The organism is Saccharophagus sp. K07, assembly GCF_014336955.1.
GTDB lineage: Bacteria > Pseudomonadota > Gammaproteobacteria > Pseudomonadales > Cellvibrionaceae > UBA5868.
Map to the genome: position 1 here is coordinate 137,434 of NZ_QRAI01000005.1, position 14,823 is coordinate 152,256.

14 protein-coding genes are annotated in these 14,823 nt (G+C 52.2%); 8 read left to right on the top strand and 6 right to left on the bottom strand.

What is annotated here, in order from left to right; translation table 11 throughout:
* Positions 1 to 53: 53 nt before the first annotated feature.
* Positions 54 to 440: a hypothetical protein gene (locus tag DWB84_RS15150; protein ID WP_187410651.1), complete on the bottom strand. Its 387-nt coding sequence runs from the start codon at positions 438 to 440 to the stop codon at positions 54 to 56.
* Between the two features lie 437 nt (positions 441 to 877).
* On the opposite strand from DWB84_RS15150, the gene dnaE reads away from it, so the two are divergent.
* Positions 878 to 4,390, top strand: coding sequence for a DNA polymerase III subunit alpha (gene dnaE, locus DWB84_RS15155; protein ID WP_187410652.1), 3,513 nt, complete (start codon positions 878 to 880; stop codon positions 4,388 to 4,390).
* Between the two features lie 91 nt (positions 4,391 to 4,481).
* Positions 4,482 to 5,432, top strand: a complete 951-nt coding sequence (locus tag DWB84_RS15160) for an acetyl-CoA carboxylase carboxyltransferase subunit alpha (protein WP_187410653.1) — start codon at positions 4,482 to 4,484, stop codon at positions 5,430 to 5,432.
* A 445-nt stretch (positions 5,433 to 5,877) separates the two neighbouring features.
* On the opposite strand, the gene DWB84_RS15170 is transcribed toward DWB84_RS15160, so the two are convergent.
* On the bottom strand, positions 5,878 to 6,324 hold the full coding sequence (locus DWB84_RS15170; RefSeq protein WP_187410654.1) for a hypothetical protein: 447 nt from the start codon (positions 6,322 to 6,324) through the stop codon (positions 5,878 to 5,880).
* A gap of 15 nt (positions 6,325 to 6,339) precedes the next feature.
* Entirely contained in the window at positions 6,340 to 7,770 is a 1,431-nt protein-coding gene (locus DWB84_RS15175; RefSeq protein WP_187410655.1) for a GMC oxidoreductase, read from the bottom strand.
* Between the two features lie 325 nt (positions 7,771 to 8,095).
* On the opposite strand from DWB84_RS15175, the gene DWB84_RS19155 reads away from it, so the two are divergent.
* From DWB84_RS19155 to arfB, 3 genes are all read left to right on the top strand, one after another.
* Positions 8,096 to 8,512 (top strand): cellulase family glycosylhydrolase, encoded by a 417-nt coding sequence (locus tag DWB84_RS19155; RefSeq protein ID WP_255429018.1) that lies wholly within the window; start codon positions 8,096 to 8,098, stop codon positions 8,510 to 8,512.
* A gap of 25 nt (positions 8,513 to 8,537) precedes the next feature.
* Complete coding sequence (locus DWB84_RS19160; RefSeq protein ID WP_370589729.1) at positions 8,538 to 9,323, top strand: cellulase family glycosylhydrolase; 786 nt, start codon at positions 8,538 to 8,540, stop codon at positions 9,321 to 9,323.
* 118 nt (positions 9,324 to 9,441) lie between these two features.
* Entirely contained in the window at positions 9,442 to 9,864 is a 423-nt protein-coding gene (gene arfB, locus DWB84_RS15185) for an alternative ribosome rescue aminoacyl-tRNA hydrolase ArfB (RefSeq protein WP_187410656.1), read from the top strand.
* On the opposite strand, the gene DWB84_RS15190 is transcribed toward arfB, so the two are convergent.
* Positions 9,829 to 10,923, bottom strand: coding sequence for an AI-2E family transporter (locus DWB84_RS15190; RefSeq protein ID WP_187410657.1), 1,095 nt, complete (start codon positions 10,921 to 10,923; stop codon positions 9,829 to 9,831). The two genes, arfB and DWB84_RS15190, sit on opposite strands and share 36 nt — an antisense overlap.
* A gap of 245 nt (positions 10,924 to 11,168) precedes the next feature.
* The gene (locus DWB84_RS15195; RefSeq protein WP_187410658.1) at positions 11,169 to 12,044 is read right to left on the bottom strand and encodes an MBL fold metallo-hydrolase; all 876 of its coding nucleotides are present in this window, start codon (positions 12,042 to 12,044) and stop codon (positions 11,169 to 11,171) included.
* A 119-nt stretch (positions 12,045 to 12,163) separates the two neighbouring features.
* Here DWB84_RS15195 and DWB84_RS15200 point away from each other — a divergent pair, with 119 nt between their 5' ends.
* From DWB84_RS15200 to DWB84_RS15210, 3 genes are read left to right on the top strand one after another with little or no spacing between them, the layout of a single operon-like run.
* Complete coding sequence (locus DWB84_RS15200; protein WP_187410659.1) at positions 12,164 to 12,478, top strand: helix-turn-helix transcriptional regulator; 315 nt, start codon at positions 12,164 to 12,166, stop codon at positions 12,476 to 12,478.
* Between the two features lie 31 nt (positions 12,479 to 12,509).
* A complete protein-coding gene (locus DWB84_RS15205) occupies positions 12,510 to 13,025 on the top strand; it encodes a rhodanese family protein (protein WP_187410660.1) in 516 nt (171 codons plus the stop codon).
* Positions 13,025 to 13,813: a sulfite exporter TauE/SafE family protein gene (locus DWB84_RS15210; protein ID WP_187410661.1), complete on the top strand. Its 789-nt coding sequence runs from the start codon at positions 13,025 to 13,027 to the stop codon at positions 13,811 to 13,813. Before DWB84_RS15205 ends, DWB84_RS15210 begins: the two co-directional genes overlap by 1 nt.
* 19 nt (positions 13,814 to 13,832) lie before the next feature.
* On the opposite strand, the gene DWB84_RS15215 is transcribed toward DWB84_RS15210, so the two are convergent.
* Positions 13,833 to 14,819 (bottom strand): GTP-binding protein, encoded by a 987-nt coding sequence (locus DWB84_RS15215; protein ID WP_187410662.1) that lies wholly within the window; start codon positions 14,817 to 14,819, stop codon positions 13,833 to 13,835.
* Positions 14,820 to 14,823 lie beyond the last annotated feature (4 nt).

Consider the following 14,823-nt stretch of genomic DNA (forward strand, 5'->3'; position numbering starts at 1 on the left):
TAAAAAAGTCGGAAGGCTGCAGCGGCGTTCCGGCTAAGAGAGTGCGCGCGGATTCAATGCGATAAAGCAACGGTGTGACCGCGATAGATCACGGTTTTTTCTCTAACAGCAGCGGGGGTCTGTGTGACAGAAGGAATTGATGGAGTGGCAGCCGCGATCGTGTGTCCGCGGTAAACCTGCTGATGCGGCTGGTGTTCTTCTTTTTTGGACGATTCTTGCATTTCATAGTTGGTCTGCAAGCGCGTAATCCACGCTGGTCCAGCCATAGACATCAGCTGGCGAATCAGGTCTCGCAACAGCAGATCCTCCACTTCTCTATAAAGATCCACCAGAAGATCCAGCAGTGCTGGGTTGGTCAATTTGACATGCGCGCGTGCGGGCGCGGGTACGATTTTGCGGATCAGAAAAACCTGATCGATCATGGATTTTGTGTACTGCATGGCGTTCAGTCCCGGATATGCAATTGACGGGGCGGTCGGTCCTGGCACCAATAGTGGTGCTGCATCGTCGGTCCTTGGCGGTCCCACAGAAGCCATTTCAAAAAATCCCTGTGCTTGGCACTCGGCCGCCAGTGCTCGCGTCGGTCCCTCCTCGCTGGCGCGCTCGGCGCCCAGATATTTTTTTGAAACGGCTTCGCGTGACGAACGGTAGGCAAATATTGCACCAATGCTACGCTTAATCTTGGCTTTTCCTTCAAGCTCGCGAATTTCCTGAGGTTCGTCAAATTAGCGCACCCAAGCGGGTGGAAATTGGGGTGTATTTCGCGTGATTGACGCCCTAGAATGGCCGTCTTTGCCCCGTTTGCGGGCGCAGTTAGTTCAGTGATTACGAAGTAAGCAGGTGGTAGCAATCGGCTGCTGCAAATGGTGGAAATTTCATGAGTTCAAATTTTGTACATTTGCGGGTGCGCACCGAATTCTCCCTGGTGGACAGCATTATTCGTGTCAAAGGCCTGGTCAAACGCCTGCAGAAATTGGAAATGCCTGCTTGCGGCATTACCGACTTCACCAACTATTTCGGACTGATCAAGTTTTATAAGGCGGCGCAGGGTGCGGGCATCAAGCCCATCAGCGGCTGTGACTTGCTCGTGCGCGGTGAAGAGGAAGACGCGCCAGCCCATCTGATTACCCTCTTTGCCCAGAACAATGTGGGCTACAAAAATATCATCCAGTTGATCTCCCTTGCGTACCAAAAAGGCCAGCACCTCGGCCAGCCCTATGTGCGGCGCGAGTGGGTGTCGCAATACAGCGAAGGTTGCATCGCAATTTCCGGCGCGCGGGCAGGGGACATAGGTAAAGCCTTGATCGCTGACCGCATTGAGCAGGCGGAAACTCTGGCGCGTGGCTGGGCAAAAGATTTTCCTAATCGTTTTTATATCGAATTACAGCGCACTGGCCGGGAAAACGAAGGCATTTATATAGAACGCGCCGTGCAGTTGGCTGACCGTTTGGAATTGCCGGTAGTGGCCACCAATGATGTGCGTTTTCTCGACGCTGACCAGTTTGAAGTGCACGAAGCGCGGGTGTGTATCGGCGAAGGCCGCACTCTGGATGATCCACGCCGCGAGCGCCGCTACAGCGAGCAGCAGTATCTGCGATCCGCCGAAGAAATGGCCGAGCTGTTCAGTGATATTCCGGAAGCGCTCGCCAATACGGTGGAGATTGCCAAGCGCTGTACCCTGGATATTCAGCTCGGCAAATACTTCCTGCCGGAATACCCGATTCCCGAAGGTCTGACCGAAAACGACTTCTTCCGCAAAATCTCGTTTGAGGGCTTGGAGAAGCGTCTCGAGCGTATTTTGCCGCCGGACACGCCCAACTACGCCGAGCGGCGCAAGGTCTACGAAGACCGGCTGCAGTTCGAGCTGGATATCATCATCCAGATGGGATTCCCCGGTTACTTCCTGATCGTGATGGACTTCATTCAGTGGGCCAAGGACCACGATATTCCGGTAGGGCCGGGGCGGGGTTCCGGTGCTGGCTCGCTGGTGGCTTACGCGCTGAAAATCACCGATCTCGATCCGCTGCAATACGACCTGCTGTTCGAGCGTTTCCTTAACCCTGAACGGGTGTCCATGCCCGACTTCGATATCGACTTCTGCATGGATAACCGCGACCGCGTGATTTCCTATGTGGCTGATACCTACGGTCGCGACGCGGTGAGCCAGATCATCACCTTCGGTACCATGGCCGCCAAGGCGGTGGTACGCGACGTGGCGCGGGTACAGGGCAAGTCCTACGGCCTCGCCGACAAACTCTCCAAACTGATTCCCGCCACACCCGGTATGACGCTGGAAGTGGCGCTGGAGCAGGAGCCGCAATTAAAAGAATTTCTGCAGAACGACAGTGACGCCCAGGAAATCTGGGATATGGCGCTGCAGCTCGAAGGCATTACCCGTAACGTCGGTAAGCACGCCGGTGGTGTGGTAATCGCGCCGACCAAGCTGACCGACTTCGCGCCTCTGTATTGCGACGAAACCGGCGGCGGTCTGGTAACCCAGTTCGACAAAAACGACGTAGAAGAAGCGGGCTTAGTGAAGTTCGACTTCCTCGGCTTGCGCACCCTCACCATCATCGACTGGGCGCGCCGCATGATCGACCGGCGCCGCGAGAAAAACCAGGAGCCGCCGCTCGATATCAGCGCCATCCCGCTCGACGACCCGGCCACCTTCAAACTGCTGAAAAAAGCGGAAACCACTGCGGTATTCCAGCTTGAATCCCGCGGTATGAAGGACCTGATCAAGCGTTTGCAGCCGGACAACATTGAAGACCTTATCGCTTTAGTGGCGCTGTTCCGCCCAGGTCCGTTGGAATCGGGCATGGTGGACGACTTCATCAACCGTAAACATGGGCGCGCCCAGGTGGCCTATCCGGACGCCAAGTTCCAGCACATCAGCCTGAAGCCGGTACTCGAACCCACTTACGGGGTTATCGTGTATCAGGAACAAGTAATGCAGATTGCCCAGGTGCTAGCCGGTTATACCCTCGGCGGTGCGGACATGTTGCGTCGAGCCATGGGTAAGAAAAAGCCGGAAGAGATGGCTAAACAGCGCGCCGTATTCGAAGAAGGTGCGAAGAAGCAGGGCATAGACCCGGAACTGGCGATTCGTATTTTCGACCTGGTGGAAAAATTCGCTGGTTACGGTTTCAACAAATCGCACTCGGCTGCCTACGCCATCGTTTCCTACCAGACCGCCTGGCTGAAGGCGCATTACCCGGCGCAGTTTATGGCCGCCACCATGTCGTCCGATATGGACAAAACCGACAAGGTGGTGACCTTTATCGAAGAGGTCCGCAACATGGGCCTCAATCTGTTGCCGCCGGATGTGAATCTGGGTGAATTCCAATTCACCGTGGATGACCAGAACAACATCATCTACGGCCTCGGCGCGATTAAAGGTTTGGGTGAAGGCCCAATCGAAAACATCATCAACGCGCGCAAAAAAGGTCCGTTTAAAGACCTGTTCGATTTCTGCTCCCGCGTTGACTCGCGCAAAGTCAACAAGCGCGCTTTGGAAGCGCTGGTGCGCAGTGGTGCTCTCGATAACCTCGGTCCCGGCGTCGACAAGGACTACGACCGCGCGGTGATGTTCGCCGCTCTGGGCGAAGCAGTAAAAACCGCCGAGCAGAGCGCCGCCAATGCCAATGCGGGTATGGTGGATCTGTTTGGCTCCATCATCGAAGCAAATGCAGACAGCCGGGACGTCTATGAGGATTTCCGCAAGATCAAACGCTGGAGCATCAAAGAGCGCCTCAACGGTGAAAAAGAGACGCTGGGCTTGTACCTCACCGGACACCCCATTGAGGAATATCAGGACGAGCTCAAACACTTGGTGTCCTGCCGCATTGTCGATCTCAAGCCGGATAAAAACAAACAAACCGTCGCTGGCTTGGTAGTGGCTTTCAGGGTGATGAAAACCAAACGCGGCGACAGTATGGCGTTTGTCACCCTGGATGACCGCAGTGGCCGGATAGAAGTCGCAGTCTTTGCCGATACCTACAACACTTACCGAGATAAATTGAACAAAGATGCCATGTTGGTGATCGACGGAGTGATCAGCTTCGACGATTACAGTGGCGGCTTAAAAATGCGGGCGGATGCGGTTATGGATTTGGCTGAGGCCCGCCTCGCCAAGGTTCAGGCCATCAATATCGTGTGGAAGCGCGACGAGCTGGACCCCAACAGCGTTCAGCAACTGAAAGAGACGCTGACGCCGCACAGTCAGGGCGCATGTGCCGTAGCCCTGGAGTATCAACGCGGCGATTGCGCCGCTCAGTTGATGCTTGGGCCGCAGTGGAAGGTGAAACCGACCGACGAACTGCTGGTGCAATTGCGCTCATTGTACGGGCCGGAGAAGGTCAAAGTGGTTTACCGGCAGCATGTGGCGTGAAGATCCTATCCATATAGTGCTAAACTCTCGCCCAATTTTTTTCCGCGGAGCCTGTGTCAGGCTCCGTTCCCAGTCATAACCAGAACCGAATATGAACCTGAATTACTTGCCATTTGAACAACCCATCGCTGAACTCGAAGGAAAAATCGCGGAACTGCAGCTGGTTGGCAGCGACAACCGTCTGAACATCACGGAAGAAATCGAGCGTCTGCGCGAAAAATCCTCCAAACTGACCGAAAGCATCTATTCCAATCTGACTCCCTGGCAGATCGTTCAGGTCGCGCGCCATCCGCAACGTCCTTACACCTCTGATTACATCACCAGATTGTTTACCGACTGGGAAGAGCTCCACGGCGACCGCCACTTCGGCGACGACAAAGCCATTATCGGCGGCATAGGGCGTTTGGACGGCAGACCCGTGATGGTGATCGGCGAAGAAAAAGGCCGCAGCGTTCACGAAAAAGTTGCCCGCAACTTCGGTATGCCCAAACCGGAAGGCTATCGCAAAGCGTTGCGCCTGATGGAAATGGCTGAGCGCTTCAAACTGCCCGTCCTCACCCTGATTGATACTCCCGGAGCCTACCCAGGTATCGACTCCGAAGAGCGCGGCATCAGTGAAGCTATCGCGCAAAACCTTGCAGTCATGTCCCGCCTGCGCACCCCGATCATCTGCACCGTAATCGGTGAAGGTTCATCCGGTGGCGCCCTGGCTATCGGCGTGGGCGACCACCTGAACATGCTGCAATACGCCACCTATTTCGTAATCTCTCCGGAAGGTTGCGCCAACATCATCTGGAAAACCGTGGAAAAAGCACCTCTGGCTGCCGAAGCCATGGGTGTGACTTCCAGTGTTCTGGAAGAACTGGGTATCGTCGACGAAACCATCCCCGAACCCCTCGGCGGCGCCCACCGCAATATCGAAGCCATGGCCGAAACCCTCAAAGAACGCCTGATCGCCCAGGTCGATCGCTACTCTGCAATACCAATCGATCAGTTGTTGGAAAAGCGTTATGAGCGGTTAATGAGTTACGGAAACGATTAATTTCTACCTCCTGTGCATCGAGCGAATCAGTCGCTCGATGCATTCCTTTCTAGCTTATCCCTTTGCTTTTCTATAAATTTCTCCGGTCGCTTCAACCAGAATTAATGTGGCTGGCAGCATTTGCTAATTGCACAATACTTTGCTTGCGCAACTTAACTCTTCGTGAGAAAACTTATGGAAACCATCCCATTCGACGACTTTTTAAAAATCGAACTTCGCGTCGGACGCATTATCAGTGCATCTGTATTCAATGAAGCTCGCAAGCCAGCTTATGTTCTGTAGGTCGATTTTGGAGAAGAAATCGGCATCAAAAAATCCAGCGCCCAGATAACAGCTCTGTATCAGCCAGAGGAATTAGCAGGAAAACTCGTCGTAGCCGTAATCAATTTTCCCCAAAGCAGATTGGCAACTCAAAAGCTGCAAAATTTTCGTCGCCGTTTGATGCTTAATTTGAAGTGAAAAACTGAACGCAGGGGCGCCGATAAGGGTCGTAGAAGCCGAGATATTTGACGGGAATATCCGTCCTGGCTCCATTTTGAAAAAAATCTGTCGATAGCAAAAAAGTAGAAACTATATTGTTTTCCATTCGTCTCCACGGATGTCCCTTTGGTAATAATTGATAGGGTGTAATTACGGAAAATAGTTCCGCAAATGTCCCCAGAAAGCGTAGTCGATCGGCGTATTCTTTTCTTGTCTCGATATACTCGACGCTGAATTGTTTAAAAATTTCCACCTCAATTTTAAGTGGGCGCAAGCGGTTGCGCAGTATTGCCACTATTATATCTGTCTCAGTTGCGGTGGCCCAAGATCTGAAAAGTGCAGCGCCGGAGGCGGCTAAAAAGCCTAGCCCAGAAAAGAGCAAAAGATTTCTTCGCGTTAGTTTGCCAGCCATGGTTAGTCCCTTAATTTAAGTCAGAAGTTTATAAGCGCTGCGTAGAGAAAGAGCGGAAAGGATAAGAGTCGGATTGGCAGCCGGGCAGGTTGGAAATGCACCGGAACCCAGCGCCAAGAGGTTGCGCACACGGTGATGCACGAGTTGGGGGTCTACAACGCTTGTGTTGGGATCGAGGCCCATGCGGGTAGTGCCATGAATATGAGCGGAGCCGCGGAGACTTTTATCTTCCTCTGAGTTGATAACATAATCCTCAACGGGTAGGCCATCCAACAGCATTTCCACTCTGCGTTTTACATCTGCAATACCTCGCTTCATATAATCCGAATATTCAGCATATTCAACTTGCATGCGACCGTCAGGCGCGACGGTCACTCTGTTGTGTGGCTCTGGGATATCTTCAAAAACGAATTTTAAAAGTCCTACGTGACGCCACTTTCCAAATTCTGCGCGCAACCATGGGATGTTGTAATTTTCCACTACACAGCCGGGAATCCGGTTTCGATTGGGTTCATTCAAAAACATGATGCCCAACCCTGTCACACGCTGGCCGCCGTCGTAATTTTCTACGCCGTCGAGGTTTACGCGCACGTCTACGTCAATCTGCTCATTCAAATAACGCCCCAGTGCGTAATCATTAAGACCTGAATTAAGCAATATATAAGGAGTAGCAATTGCGTGGGCTCCGACGGCGACAAGATCGGCGAAAGCCTCTTGTTCTTTGCCATCGCGTCTATAAGTGACTCCTTTTGCCATTTCATTTTCGATAATGACTGCTTTTACGTCGGCCCCTGTAATTAAAGTCACGCGAGGGTCCTGATAAATATCTCGCATGTAGAGGTCGACCTGAAACTTTGCGCCGATTGGACAGACCGAACAGACGCCATTGTTACAACAAGGCGCGCGCCCAACCGAATAATGTGATGCGCGCGCGCTGGGCATGGCAGTGTATTGATCCCCGTATTTAGCTTGAAACAGCCTGTCTAGGGCATTAAGGCGATGAGCTGGGGCCGGGTAGGGGCGCGAACGGGGGTATTCAGCGCATTCAGCGCCCGCGATTCCCATAATGTCTTCTGCTTCTGCCAAATAAGGCTCGAGTTCATGGTAGTCGAAAGGCCAGTCCTCTCCTACGCCGTGCAGGGTGCGAGTTTTAAAGTCGCTGGGATGTAAACGAGGAGTATTTCCAGTCCAGCAGGCGCCGCCACCAAACGCGATATTCTGGATCCACGATTTTTGGGGGGTGAGGTTGTGTAGATCTTTTTCGAAATCGTATGGTGTATTGGTGATGTTTTGGAGTTTCCAGCTGTAGGGAATATCTTCACCTTTTTCCAGCACCAAAACTCGCACATCTTGGCCGGAGAGGGAAAGATATTTTTTTAGAAAAAATGAAGAGGCAAACCCGGTGCCTACGATAATGGTAGTGTAATAGTCACGCTTTAGATTCATATGATCTTTGCACTAGATAGGCCGAAGTTTGCTTGACGAGACGAAACGATTCTAACGGTAAACGCGCTTATGATTCCAGCTAAAACCCTTACGGCTTCGCAGATACAAGAAGCACCGACCAAAACCCCAAATTAGTTGTTGTTACTTTCTCGCCACATTCGTGACCAAGTCTACGAAACACGTGTTCTCCTCGGATGCACCCGCTCCTATAATGTAACCCGTTACATCGCTTTTCTGACTAAAAAATGATCATTTTCGGGCTGGGGCAGGGGTAGAGAGGGTCTTTCGCTCGGAAGGGACTGGTGACAATCGCGGAGTGAAAATAATGAATAAGCAAGCCATAAAGGCTCTTTTGAGAGGATGTGTGTTGGGTGCTGGGGCCTGGGTCCCGTCCGTTTGGGCGGGATTTTCTGTGTCGGGTACGCAGTTGTTGGATGGCAATGGCCAGCCGTTTGTGATGCGCGGGATTAATCATGCGCACACTTGGTATTCCAATAAAACCAATAGCGCAATTGCGGATATCGCAAAAACGGGCGCAAATACAGTACGGGTGGTTTTGTCGAATGGGACGCATCGCGAAGGGTGGATAAAAACGCCGGTAAGCGAAGTCAGAGAAATTATTAACCTGTGCAAAAGCAACAAGCTGATTTGTATGTTGGAAGTGCATGACACCACAGGTTACGGTGAAAAAGCGGAGGCAACGGCTGTCGCGCAGGCAGGCTTATTGGGCGGAAATCGCTGATACGCTGAAAGGTCAGGAAGATTATGTGCTGATTAATATCGGCAATGAGCCTTTTGGTAATGGTCGTCCGGCGAGTGATTGGATCAATGCGCACCGTTCAGCAATTCAAACAATTCGCAGTGCCGGTTTGACGCATACGCTGGTGGTGGATGCACCGAGCTGGGGTCAGGATTGGGAGAAGCAAATGTTGAATAATGCTTTTCAAGTGGCGGATGCGGATTATCTGAATAACACCATTTTTAGTGTTCATATGTATCAGGTGTATCAAAATTACGACACTATCCGCAATTACGTCAGCTCGTTTATGAATCAGCACAATTTGCCAATTATTATCGGTGAATTTGGTGCGGACCATCAGGGTGACTTCGTCGATGCGGAATCGATTATGCGCGTCGGGCAGGAGTTTGATATCGGTTATATCGGCTGGTCCTGGTCCGGAAATGGTTCTTGCTGTACCACGTTGGATATAGTGCTGAATTTCAATCCCTCCAATCTTTCCAGTTGGGGCAATTTGTTGCTCAACAGCCTCAACGGTATTAAGGCAACGTCAAAATTGGCAACGGTTTATTCGGGTAATATCGGCTCTTCCAGTTCAAGTAATTCTTCCAGTTCAAGTAATTCTTCCAGTTCAAGTAATTCTTCCAGTTCCTCCAGCTCAAGCAGTTCGAGTTCTTCGTCAAGCAGCTCTTCATCCGGCGGTGATAACACTTCGAGTGGTGGTGGCAGTAGTGGTGGCAGTTTGGATTTGCTGGGTATGTTGATAATGGTGCTCGCGGGTTGGGGGCGCGTAGGGTTGATGCGCGAACCTTAAGGAGATTAAACGTTCTTCGCGAGCTCTGGGTTATATCAGCCCAGGGGCTCTCTTTTTTTAAGGAGAATTCAGGGATACTGGCAGGTCTTATATTGCAGTTCTGGACTAGAGGCGGGCCATGTTGACGATCACATCCAATGTGTCGATTCCGGATGAGGAAATCGAATTAACAGCGATTCGCGCGCAGGGTTCGGGTGGGCAGAACGTTAATAAGGTTTCGTCGGCAATTCATCTGCGCTTCGATATCCCCAATTCGAGCCTGCCGGACTTTTATAAAAGTCGCTTGTTGGATTTAAAAGACAGTCGCATCAGCAAAGAGGGTGTGCTGATTATCAAGGCGCAGCAGTTTCGCACGCAGGAGAAAAATCGGGATGATGCGCTGAATCGGCTGCGCGAGTTGATACTCGGCGCAATTAAAGTCCAGAAAACCCGCCACGCGACCAAGCCCACCAAAAGTTCCAAGAAGAAGCGCATGGATGAAAAGTCGCGCCGCGGTGAGATCAAGTCACTCCGGCGGACTCGTGTCTCGACTGACGACTGATGCGCCTTCCACATGAGTGTCGTGCAGCCATTCCCGCCACATAGCTACCAGCAGCGCCATTAACACCGGGCCGACGAAAAGGCCGACCAGTCCCATGGTTTTGACGCCGCCGATCAAACCGAAAAAGGTGGGCAAAAACGGCAGTTTAATGGGGCCGCCTACCAATCTGGGGCGCAGGGTTTTATCGACGATAAACAACTCGATGCTGCCCCATAAAAACAAACCGACACCGCCGGATACATTGCCGGTGCCAATCAGGTAAATGGATAGCAAGGTGAAGCTTAAAGGCGCGCCACCGGGGATCAGCGCCATAAAGCCGGTGAGGACGCCGAAGGTAACGGGCGAGGGAACGCCTGCGATCCAATAGGCAACACCCAGTACAACGCCTTCGCCTATAGCAATAAGCCCCATGCCGATCACCGTGGAGCTGACGGTAGCGGGTACTACGCGGGAAAAACGGCGCCAGCGTACGGAGAGAACGCGTTCGCCAATCCGGTCTACCTGCGCCGCGATGGAGTGTCCGTCTTTGTAAAGGAAGAAAAGGGTAATCAGCATAAACAGCAGGGTGAGCAACAAGCTGGCGACGCTGGAGCTGAGCGACCAAACCCATTTGGAAATGCCGCCGATGTTTTTACCGCTGACAACACTCAGAACATAAGAAGGGCCGTGTGGTTCGTTGAGGTAATCGTTCCACTGGGTCGTCAGCCACTCGCCCACCCCCGGTAGAGAAGCCAGCCAGGGCGGTGCAGGAATACCGGTTTGGTTGGCGGTGTGAAACCACTCGATCCAGCCGCTGGCTTCGCGGAAGGCATAGGCCATGGCGATAGAGATAGGGATGACAAGACAGAGGAGAATCAGGCCTATGGCAATGCTGGAGGCGAGGATTCGCCGGTTATTGCACAGCTCGGTGAGCCGTTTGAAAAGTGGCCAGCTGGCGAAGCAGATAATTAGTGCCGCCACCACCGGAATGGCAAAGCCGATGAAGAAGAACACACCGGCCACCAAAACCAAGACAAGTAAAACTCGAGCTACGGTACTGTCGCTGAATAATGGGTTCACGAATTGTCTCTGTAAGGCCAATAGGGGCAACCATCTGCCACAAGCGGCAAGATGGCCATTTCTTCTAATTTTCACCGCGAACGCCGGATGCATCAGTGCGTTCGCAATCATCGATTGAACCAAGTATAGGCACGAGCGCCGTAATACTACGAGAAGACCAGCGCTGGCACCAACTGTTCCGCCGCTCACATCAGAAGATTCCCCGCACGCTCAGCGGCATAGTTAGGCTCGGCGGCTTATCGGCTTTATTCATCGGCGCGGCTGCGAATTGGAATCTTTAGATAGCGCACCCCGTTACTCTCTGCCGGAGGGAGTTGCCCCGCCTTGATATTCACTTGAATGGACGGCAGCAAGAGTTGCGGGGCGGGCAGCTTGGCGTCGCGCGCGTTGCGCGTGGTGACAAAATGCTCCTTGGTAATGCCTTCGTGCACGTGAATATTGTGGGCGCGTTGTTCCGCGACTGTGGTGGTCCAGCAATGTTCCTGCCGGCCAGGCGCTTTGTAGTCGTGACAAAGATGGATGATGGTTTCATCCGGAAAGGCTAGCAGGCGTTGGATGGAGGTGTACAAGGTCTCGGCGCTGCCACCGGGAAAATCGGCGCGTGCGGTGCCGTAATCCGGCATAAACAAGGTGTCACCGACAAACAAATTTCCGTCCACGTAGTAGGACACGCAGGCAGGGGTATGCCCGGGCGTGTGCAGTACCTCAATAAACGTTTCGCCTAGCGGAATGCGCTCGCCATCCTTTAGCAAACGATCAAATTCACTGCCATCCAGGGACACATCGTCCAAATTAAAAACAGGGCGAAATAGTCTTTGCACCTCGCGGATATGCTCGCCGATGGCAAGCGGAGCGCCGGTTTTAAGCTTTAAGTAATGGGCGGAGCTCAGGTGATCCGCATGAGCGTGAGTTTCCAAAATCCATTGCAGGGAAAGCTGATGCTCGTCGAGAAAAGCCAATAATAAATCCGCCGACGTGGTCGAGAATTTGCCGCTGGGATGATCATAATCCAGCACCGGATCAATAATGACCGCGTGATGTTTTTTGTTTTCCCACAGCACATAACTGACGGTGCTGGTCGCCTCATCGAAGAATGATCGGATTTTAATACGTGATGGCATGGCAGCTCCTCGATTGACAAACTATTTAAGATGTCTATTATATAAGCATTGTCTTAACGATGTGTCAAACAGAGCGGACCTATGTTTTGCCAAGCGTATGGCGGAGGTGTTGCTGGAAAATGAAGGTGAAAAAATTGAGTGTCGAAACTTTTATGCGCGACGGTGCGCAACAGGCGGCGGCTTTTTTGCGACTGTTGAGCAATGAAAATCGCCTGCTGATTCTCTGTTTGCTGTTGCAGCATAAAGAGTTGAGTGCGGGTGCACTCAACGAATCCCTCGACTTGACGCAGCCAGCGCTGTCGCAACACCTGAGTAAACTGCGCGAGGAAGGCCTGATTACCTACCGTCGCGAGGCGCAAACTCTGTATTACCGCATTGCCAATCCGGATGTCGCCAAGCTGATCGATACATTAAAAACCATTTTTTGTCCGTAACCTGTTGCCCAATTGGGTAAGGAGTAGCGTTATGAGTTTGCCCAATATTAACCCTGGCGAAGCGTCGCGGCTGATTCAGGAAGGTGCGGTTGTTATTGATATTCGCGGTGCCGACGAATATGCGCGCGAACATATTCAGGTGGCGAAAAATATTCCACTGGACGAGTTATCGCCGGACAAGCTTGCGTTTGTGAATCATCAAAAAGTGATTTTTCATTGCCGTTCCGGCATGCGCACGTCTGCCAATGCACAGCGCTTGGCGGAGGTGGTGAAAACCGAAGCGTTTATTTTGGCTGGCGGACTTGATGCTTGGAAAAAGGCGCAACAGCCAGTGGTAAAAGATTCCTCGCAACCGCTGGAAATGCAGCGACAAGTGCAAATTGGCGCGGGTTTTTTGGCTTTAACCGGTTGTGTTCTCGGCTTGACGATATCGCCTAAATTTCACTATCTGTCGGGATTTATCGGCGCAGGGCTTTTATTGGCGGGCATCACCGGTTTTTGCGGTATGGCAAAAATACTTGCGCATATGCCGTGGAATAAACGCTGATGCTCATCGGCATTGCGCTGGGACTTTTCGTCGGTTTGATTATGGGGCTGACGGGTGCGGGTGGTGGCATTCTTGCCATTCCCGCGTTGATGTATGGAATGGGTGTTGCCCTAACCGATGCGCGTCCTATTGCATTAATTGCCGTCGGCCTTGCCGCTATGGTGGGAAGTTTTCATGGTCTACGTTTAAAACTGCTGCGCTATCGCGCCGCACTTGTTCTCGCGTTGGCTGGTGGTTTGGTTGTGCCCTTCGGTATGGCGTTGGGGCATCAGTTAAGTCCGGTTGTACTTCATTGCTTATTTTCAGTAGTGATGGTTATCGTCGGTGTGCGCATGCTGTTTTCCGGTAAAGAGCTGACCTTGGAAAAAAACAATCTCGTCGGAATTGTATGTGCCATTGCGCCGGATTCGGGTCGCTTTATTTGGACGCCTAAAACCTTTTTCGTGATGGTTGCAATCGGTTTGGTTGCCGGATTTTTTACCGGGCTGTTAGGTGTAGGCGGAGGTTTTATTGTGGTCCCCGCGCTTTTGGCGGTGAGTCCGCTTTCTTTTAACAGTGCGGTGGCGACGTCGCTGATGGTAGTCGCACTGAATTCGTTGGTGGCTGTGGGGTTGGCTTTGCCGAATGGCGTAGCACTGACGATTCCTGTAGAGCTATTTATTCTCTGCACAGTAAGTGGTCTGTTTGCCGGACGTATATTGGGTAAATGTATTCCCGGCCAATGGGTGCGTTATGGCTTTAGCGCCCTGTGCTTCAGCAACGCGATAGTGATGGCTGTGTATTTTTAACTGAGAGTGTCGGTGCTTGTTAGGCGTTAGGTTGCACGGCCGACAAGAGGCGATCTTGCCACGCATCCTGATCAATTTCCCTTTCGTGAATAATTTCGATGCGACTGTCGAGAGCGTCGTCCAGTTCGATTTCAGTCAGCACCGCGCCGGATTTATTAAAACCAAAAACCCCTTGCTCCGTAATCAATGCCGCTTTTAAGCGTTCTTCCTCGCAGCCATTCAAGAGCGCAAAAATTTTGGCGTAGTCGAAAATAATATCCGGGCTGAAAATCCAACCGCTGCTGAAATAGCCATCGGCTGCGCGGCTTTTATGGATATAACCGCAGGCGGGCAGGGTTTCCGGCAGGTCGACGGTGAAAGGGCTCACCGCATTGAATTCGCGCTTTTGGCTTGGTGTGCGATTTTCCTGATCCAAAAGCGCCGGATTTAATTCGCCCCAACTGCTGTAAATCAGGGTTTTCCCCGGCAGGTATTCTTGCCAGTACTGTTCCAGACGCTCGCGGTCCGCGCCGGTATAAGTGTCCTCTTTATTGCCCACCACTACATCGGCAACTTGCAGCTGTTGCTGAAAGGTCGCGTTATCGCGGTAGCGCGCATCGGCCAATTTGCGTGCATCCACCAAGGTGATAGTTGCGCGCAGGTCCAGAACATTTTGATAAAGCTCAGAACGCAGCAGGGCGATAATTTCCGCCGGATGGCCGAGCCCGGTGGGTTCAATCAACAATCGCTGCGGCTTCGCTTTGCGCAGCAGACGGTTAAGGGCAATCTGCACCGGCAAGCTATTGGCGCAACACATGCAGCCGCTCGGTACTTCGCGCACAAAAATATCGTCTCCCGCACCGCTCAAAAGCGCGCCGTCGATTCCCACTTCACCAAATTCATTTACCAGCACCGCCCAACGTTCACCTGCTGGTTTTGTTTTTAACAGGTTCAGTATTGAGGTGGTTTTTCCTGTGCCGAGAAAGCCGGTGATGATATTGGTTGGAATCGGACGCGCGTCTGTCATAAAT

Coding starts and splice junctions, on each gene's coding strand:
- DWB84_RS15150 (WP_187410651.1), bottom strand. CDS start 440: ATGCAGTACACAAAATCCATGATCGATCAGGTTTTTCTGATCCGCAAA.
- DWB84_RS15215 (WP_187410662.1), bottom strand. CDS start 14,819: ATGACAGACGCGCGTCCGATTCCAACCAATATCATCACCGGCTTTCTC.
- DWB84_RS19155 (WP_255429018.1), top strand. CDS start 8,096: ATGAATAAGCAAGCCATAAAGGCTCTTTTGAGAGGATGTGTGTTGGGT.
- dnaE (WP_187410652.1), top strand. CDS start 878: ATGAGTTCAAATTTTGTACATTTGCGGGTGCGCACCGAATTCTCCCTG.
- DWB84_RS15205 (WP_187410660.1), top strand. CDS start 12,510: ATGAGTTTGCCCAATATTAACCCTGGCGAAGCGTCGCGGCTGATTCAG.
- DWB84_RS15210 (WP_187410661.1), top strand. CDS start 13,025: ATGCTCATCGGCATTGCGCTGGGACTTTTCGTCGGTTTGATTATGGGG.
- DWB84_RS15200 (WP_187410659.1), top strand. CDS start 12,164: ATGAAGGTGAAAAAATTGAGTGTCGAAACTTTTATGCGCGACGGTGCG.
- DWB84_RS15175 (WP_187410655.1), bottom strand. CDS start 7,770: ATGAATCTAAAGCGTGACTATTACACTACCATTATCGTAGGCACCGGG.
- arfB (WP_187410656.1), top strand. CDS start 9,442: ATGTTGACGATCACATCCAATGTGTCGATTCCGGATGAGGAAATCGAA.
- DWB84_RS15195 (WP_187410658.1), bottom strand. CDS start 12,044: ATGCCATCACGTATTAAAATCCGATCATTCTTCGATGAGGCGACCAGC.
- DWB84_RS15170 (WP_187410654.1), bottom strand. CDS start 6,324: ATGGCTGGCAAACTAACGCGAAGAAATCTTTTGCTCTTTTCTGGGCTA.
- DWB84_RS15160 (WP_187410653.1), top strand. CDS start 4,482: ATGAACCTGAATTACTTGCCATTTGAACAACCCATCGCTGAACTCGAA.